This is a genomic window from Nostoc sp. (assembly GCF_036917555.1).
GTDB lineage: Bacteria > Cyanobacteriota > Cyanobacteriia > Cyanobacteriales > Nostocaceae > Nostoc.
The window spans coordinates 1-4,930 of the sequence record NZ_JBALDD010000029.1 but is presented as its reverse complement, the minus strand read 5'-3'; the positions used below and the strand labels follow the sequence as shown (position 1 = coordinate 4,930).

At 39.8% G+C, this 4,930-nt stretch carries 2 protein-coding genes and 3 pseudogenes; 3 read left to right on the top strand and 2 right to left on the bottom strand.

Features of this window, described 5'->3' with window-relative positions; translation table 11 throughout:
• Nucleotides 1–229: pseudogene (locus V7K60_RS13135) on the top strand (hypothetical protein); the annotation flags it as partial.
• 19 nt (nucleotides 230–248) lie between these two features.
• Here the strand turns inward: V7K60_RS13135 and V7K60_RS13130 are convergent.
• Together V7K60_RS13130 and V7K60_RS35235 are read right to left on the bottom strand one after the other, a co-directional pair.
• Nucleotides 249–515 (bottom strand): hypothetical protein, encoded by a 267-nt coding sequence (locus tag V7K60_RS13130; protein ID WP_334926112.1) that lies wholly within the window; start codon nucleotides 513–515, stop codon nucleotides 249–251.
• 809 nt (nucleotides 516–1,324) lie between these two features.
• Nucleotides 1,325–2,464: pseudogene (locus tag V7K60_RS35235) on the bottom strand (transposase).
• A 559-nt stretch (nucleotides 2,465–3,023) separates the two neighbouring features.
• Between V7K60_RS35235 and V7K60_RS13115 the strand changes: the two are divergent.
• Both V7K60_RS13115 and V7K60_RS13110 read left to right on the top strand, forming a co-directional pair.
• Nucleotides 3,024–4,025: a TauD/TfdA dioxygenase family protein gene (locus V7K60_RS13115; protein ID WP_334926108.1), complete on the top strand. Its 1,002-nt coding sequence runs from the start codon at nucleotides 3,024–3,026 to the stop codon at nucleotides 4,023–4,025.
• A gap of 566 nt (nucleotides 4,026–4,591) precedes the next feature.
• Nucleotides 4,592–4,930: pseudogene (locus V7K60_RS13110) on the top strand (hypothetical protein); the annotation flags it as partial.

The window sequence follows — 4,930 nt, the reverse complement described above, 5'->3', positions numbered from 1 at the left end:
CGGAATTTTTTCGATGTTAGTAGCCATGAGTGTCGGTACACTGATCGGCGCACTTGCTGGGTTTTATGGCGGCTGGCTGGATATTGTTTTGATGCATTTGACAGATTTGTGTTTAGCTTCTCCAACAGATTGTGTTAAATATTGTTTACAGCTTATTTGCCGCTATAAGTCTTGGCTGGCAAGCGTTTTCTACGCTTTATTCTCCATTGTTTATTTCTCTTTGGGCTGATTTTTATTTTGCTCTCCGATTACTGAATCGGTATTCTAGCAATGGACTGTGTACCATCGACAAACTTGACAGCAATGGGTTGGGTTAACTCTTGTACTTCAGTATTCGGACTTAAAACTACCTGAGTACCTGCGGGTAGGTAGATACCATCATAATCCCAATCATCATCTGTAATTTGCCCTGCTGCTAAGAAGTAGAGTTGAGTTGGATATTTTTTCGGTTTATTGGCGTAGATACCCAAAGTTTTACCGATTTGATTAAAGCACTGCGCTCGTTTTCTGGCCATTTCTATCACATACTTCTGAGATGAGACTGCAATTGTGATAGTTGGGCTTGAAATTGCTCAGGTGTATAGCCAGCTTGTTCAGGGTTAACTTTGTAAAATCCTAATTTAAAGCAAATATTCTTTGTTGTCACAAAACTTTAGTAACGGCTTTGACTTAGCGTCAAATATTATCGGTTCAAACCTACATAATGGATCGATTCAAGTAAAACGCAGCCTCTTATTCGCTAATCAAAAAAGCATTAATGGCTGATTCTTAGTGACGAGTAAGTTTTTCAACAGCTTTGTTATTGTCTCCAACTGCTTGAGCAACTGTAAAAGATTTATTGCTAGAAGGTTGTTTAGGGAATTTGCTATTAGTTTGAATGTGCAAGCCCGGTAATAGAGGTACCACTTCCCTACGGGACACTACGCGAACGTGGAAGCAAGCTACGCACAGCGTCTCGTAGAGAAGTGCGGGCTGCGCCTACCTAACTGGTAATGATTGCCAGTCCCAAAATTACGGACAAAACCCTCATTCGTTCTTAAAAGGGAACTCTTTACAGGCAACAGGTGAAGCAGGTGCTAATACCAATTCACAATTCGCAAAGCGTCTCGTAGAGAAGAGAGCAATTTGCAATTAAAAAACTTAGAGATAGCTAGCCTTTCAGGATTTACATCTGTTTCATAATTTCAGTAGACCGAAAACTTCTGTGATCGCTAAAAAATGGTAGCTTACGATACAATTCTTCGGGGAAATATACAAAAGCTGAGAGTTTAGCTCAATGATAAGATTAGTTTATAAATCACACCCCCAAAAAAATCAACTAAGATCAGCCAGATGGTAAACACACTTCGCTCTTTACCCCATAGTTGCGGTTTACGGCTTGACGTAAAAATTCAAGCATTTGTTTGAGGGTAAATAGATGAGAAAGAACTTGCCTAGAGCTTCTTTTTAAACGGCTAAGATAGTGCCATACTAAATAAATCCAAATATTAATAATTAAAAATGCCAAAGCTACAAATAAAAGCCGAATAATGGGATTTTTAATAGTAGTTTTAATCTGGCACTGATTTTTCATCCGATAGCTACTCTCAATCCTAAAACGAAGATGATAGTCATCATGTATCAGGTGTAAAGATAACTTTTCTTTATAGATGGCATAAATAAAAAATTCTCGACCATGCGCTCGTCTTCTACCATTTTTATATGTACAAACTATCCACACATTAAAAGTGACTGAGCCATACTTATCGCTGTTTAAGGTATAACTAGTCTTGTAACTACGCTGACCTCTAATTAACTGTCTAGTACCTCCTTGTTTCCCTCGAATAATAACTGGCATTTCAAAGGGTATATCAAGAGCTTGCAACCATCTAATCACTGGTACATAGAAGAATTTCCGGTCTAAATACAATCGTTCTATTTTCAGATTCAAAGGCTCAATCAGAGCTAAAAGATAAGTGATAATTGCAACTAAAGTATTTTGTTGTTGAATAGCTTTGATAGCTAAAATTACTCATTTATTCTTCTTAATTACATAGACAGTAGCATAGGCATAAAAAGAACAAGTACCACTTTTAACTTGACTTCTATAAATATATGGTGTTTCTGATGGTGATGGTTCACCATAATAAGGAATCAAGTTAAAATCAATAGCATTTTTTTGCTTTCCTTTTCGAATACCATCTGGTAAACGGCTTTGCAGCACTGTATTTAAATCTAATTCTAAAGATTTTAAATCTGAATATTTTTCTACATGGTAACGAATATCGTTGCTTGTCAGAACGTTTTTTAAGACTTTGGTTGTGTTTTCAATACTATCTTTCTGAGTGGCTGCTCGAATTAAAATTTCAAAGATATTTTGTTGTTCACACTTACCTTGCGTCTAAATTGGAATATGTTCTGTTAAACAGTTAACTACTTCATTTAAGGTTTTACTATCAGTTAAAACTGGCTCCGTTGTTGTCATGTCCAAACTAAATAATCCTCAGAATCAAAAATTTTGCGTCTTTACTCCCATACTTTACAAAAATTGCAGGCTACAGTACCAGAACTATATTCTGGTGGGTGCGTTACCCTTAACTTTCTAGCTGATTAATTAGTTTTACTTATTGAAAAACAGTCAAGGATTTTTGGAAAACTGTATCTAAAAATACGGTTTTTTTGACGATAATCAGTTCCACAGATATCAATTATGGAGCAATGGTAGAACTTTTAGGTCTACTGAATTTTAGTGAATTGGTATAACAACAGGTCTCCCGACTTGTACCCCTACGAGGAAGCAAGCTACGCTCAAGCGCGTTCCCGTAGGGTAGCAACTGCACCAAGCCGTTGGCACAGCCTCTCGTAGAGAAGGGCATCAGTGTCTCAATTCCAAAGATCCTAGCTGCAAAAATACAGGAGATTATTAAATAGCATTGCATACTACGGTAAATATATCGAATTAATGTACTATACTTTCAGTTCTACTCCCAGCACAGGAATGTTGCGATCAGATATTGGCAAAATTCCAAAGCAAACAGGTGAGTGTGAACACCACCCTACGGATCAAACTCTGGAGAATCTACATGGGCTACAAACATATAGAAGTTAAACAAGTTGCTGGTTTCATCGGTGCCGAAATCGGTAGCCTAGACCTTTCCCGTCCTCTTTCTGACGAGCAAGTTCAAGAAATCCGTAAAGCATTATTGAAATGGAAAGTTGTGTTCTTTCGTGGTCAGAACATTGATCACGCTGCTCAGGTTGAGTTCACATCTCGTTTCGGTGAAGTAACTTTCGCGCATCCACTCGGAGAGCCTGAACCAGTACCGGGATTCCCACAGATCAAACCTGTAGATCGTAAGCTCTATGAGAAGCAGTACGGTTTTCGCACTGGTGGCCCTTGGCACACAGACGTAACGGCAGCTATTAACCCACCAGCAGGATCAATTTTACGCGCGGTTAATGTCCCCAACTTCGGTGGTGACACTGAGTGGAGTAATCTAGTTGCGGCTTATGAAGGACTGTCAGCACCCCTAAGGGCGCTAGCAGACACATTGAAAGCTGAACATCGCTTTAATGGGGGCGGGTATCAGCCCCGCAACGGCAAATTCGACGAGCGTATTGCTGTTAATCCACTAGTCTCAATCCACCCAGTAGTCAGGGTTCATCCTGAGACTGGCGAACGTGCGTTGTTCGTTAACCCTGGTTTCACCTCGCACATTATTGACGTGTCACCACAAGAGAGCAAACTGTTACTTGAGTTGTTCTTCAACCAAATCACCAAACCTGCCTACACCACCCGTTTCCGTTGGAACAATGGTGATATCGCCTTCTGGGATAACCGCGCCACTGTGCATTTAGCTCCTCAAGATTTAGATCATTTGGATGTCGAGCGTCTCTTATATCGCACCACCATTACTGGTGATGTTCCAGTTGGAGTTGATGGTTTCCGCTCCCAAGTGGTTCAAGGTGAGGTGTTCAACGCAGAAGTACCAACTGTCTTCAAGCAGAAAGCTGAATCTAAGGAACCACAAACAGTGCTTTCATAAACCTGAGTTCTGTTAGCTTTCTTCTCTGCGAGAGGCTGTCTCTTGAATTCCCCCTTAAGAAGGGGGAATAAGGCGGTAATGATATCTTTTGCCGAGCATGGAAATGTATATATATCGCAGTTTTTCAAAGAGAAAATGAAAGTCTAAGTCATTCTTTTTAAGGAGGCTCTAACAGTATCTAATATATCACTAAAAACTTTTCAAACAACCTCTTAGAGAGAAAAGGGAGAAAAGCTACTATAACACTGCCTATTATGCATAAGGGTATCAACATTAATATCAAGTGACCAGTTGTGAGAAAAGTATAAATTGGCAAATATTCGATATCAAGATGTGATTTACTCTACGCTTTCTATGGATTAGTTTCTTTTACGACTTTAGCCAGTTGTGGTACAAACAAAACCAGTATCGGCAATAGCAGTGCCAGTAACACTAACATTAAGAACACTAGCAGTACTAAGGTTGTTCAGCTTGGCTACCAAGTTTCAGGGGATCTAACTCATGAAAAAGGCGTAATTGAAAAACGTTTAGCTCCTCAAGGAATAGGTGTTACTTGGTCTCAATTTGTGTCCGGGCCACCGCTCTTAGAAGCCTTAAATGTGGGTAGTATCGACATGGGGCCAACCGATGAAACACCACTAATTTTTGCCCGCTATAGGCGGGATTTTGATTGCGACGCTAGGGGTGAAATATTGTTTTCTCTACGATACTCTCAGCTATACCCTGCCATCTTTACCCTGCTAGCAATGCAGCTGAAAGTCAGACCTATGCAAACCCAAAAGAGCCTTAGCGATACTTTGCAGAAATTGTGGGAGGGCTTTGAATATGTCTCCAAGTTCCAGCCGATTAGAGCAATTTTATTAATACTGGCATTACAAGGTTTAGTCGGGATGTCTCATGTTGCG

Excerpts from the sequence above, each read along its gene's own strand:
- V7K60_RS13130 (WP_334926112.1), bottom strand. The coding sequence starts at position 515 with ATGGCCAGAAAACGAGCGCAGTGCTTTAATCAAATCGGTAAAACTTTG.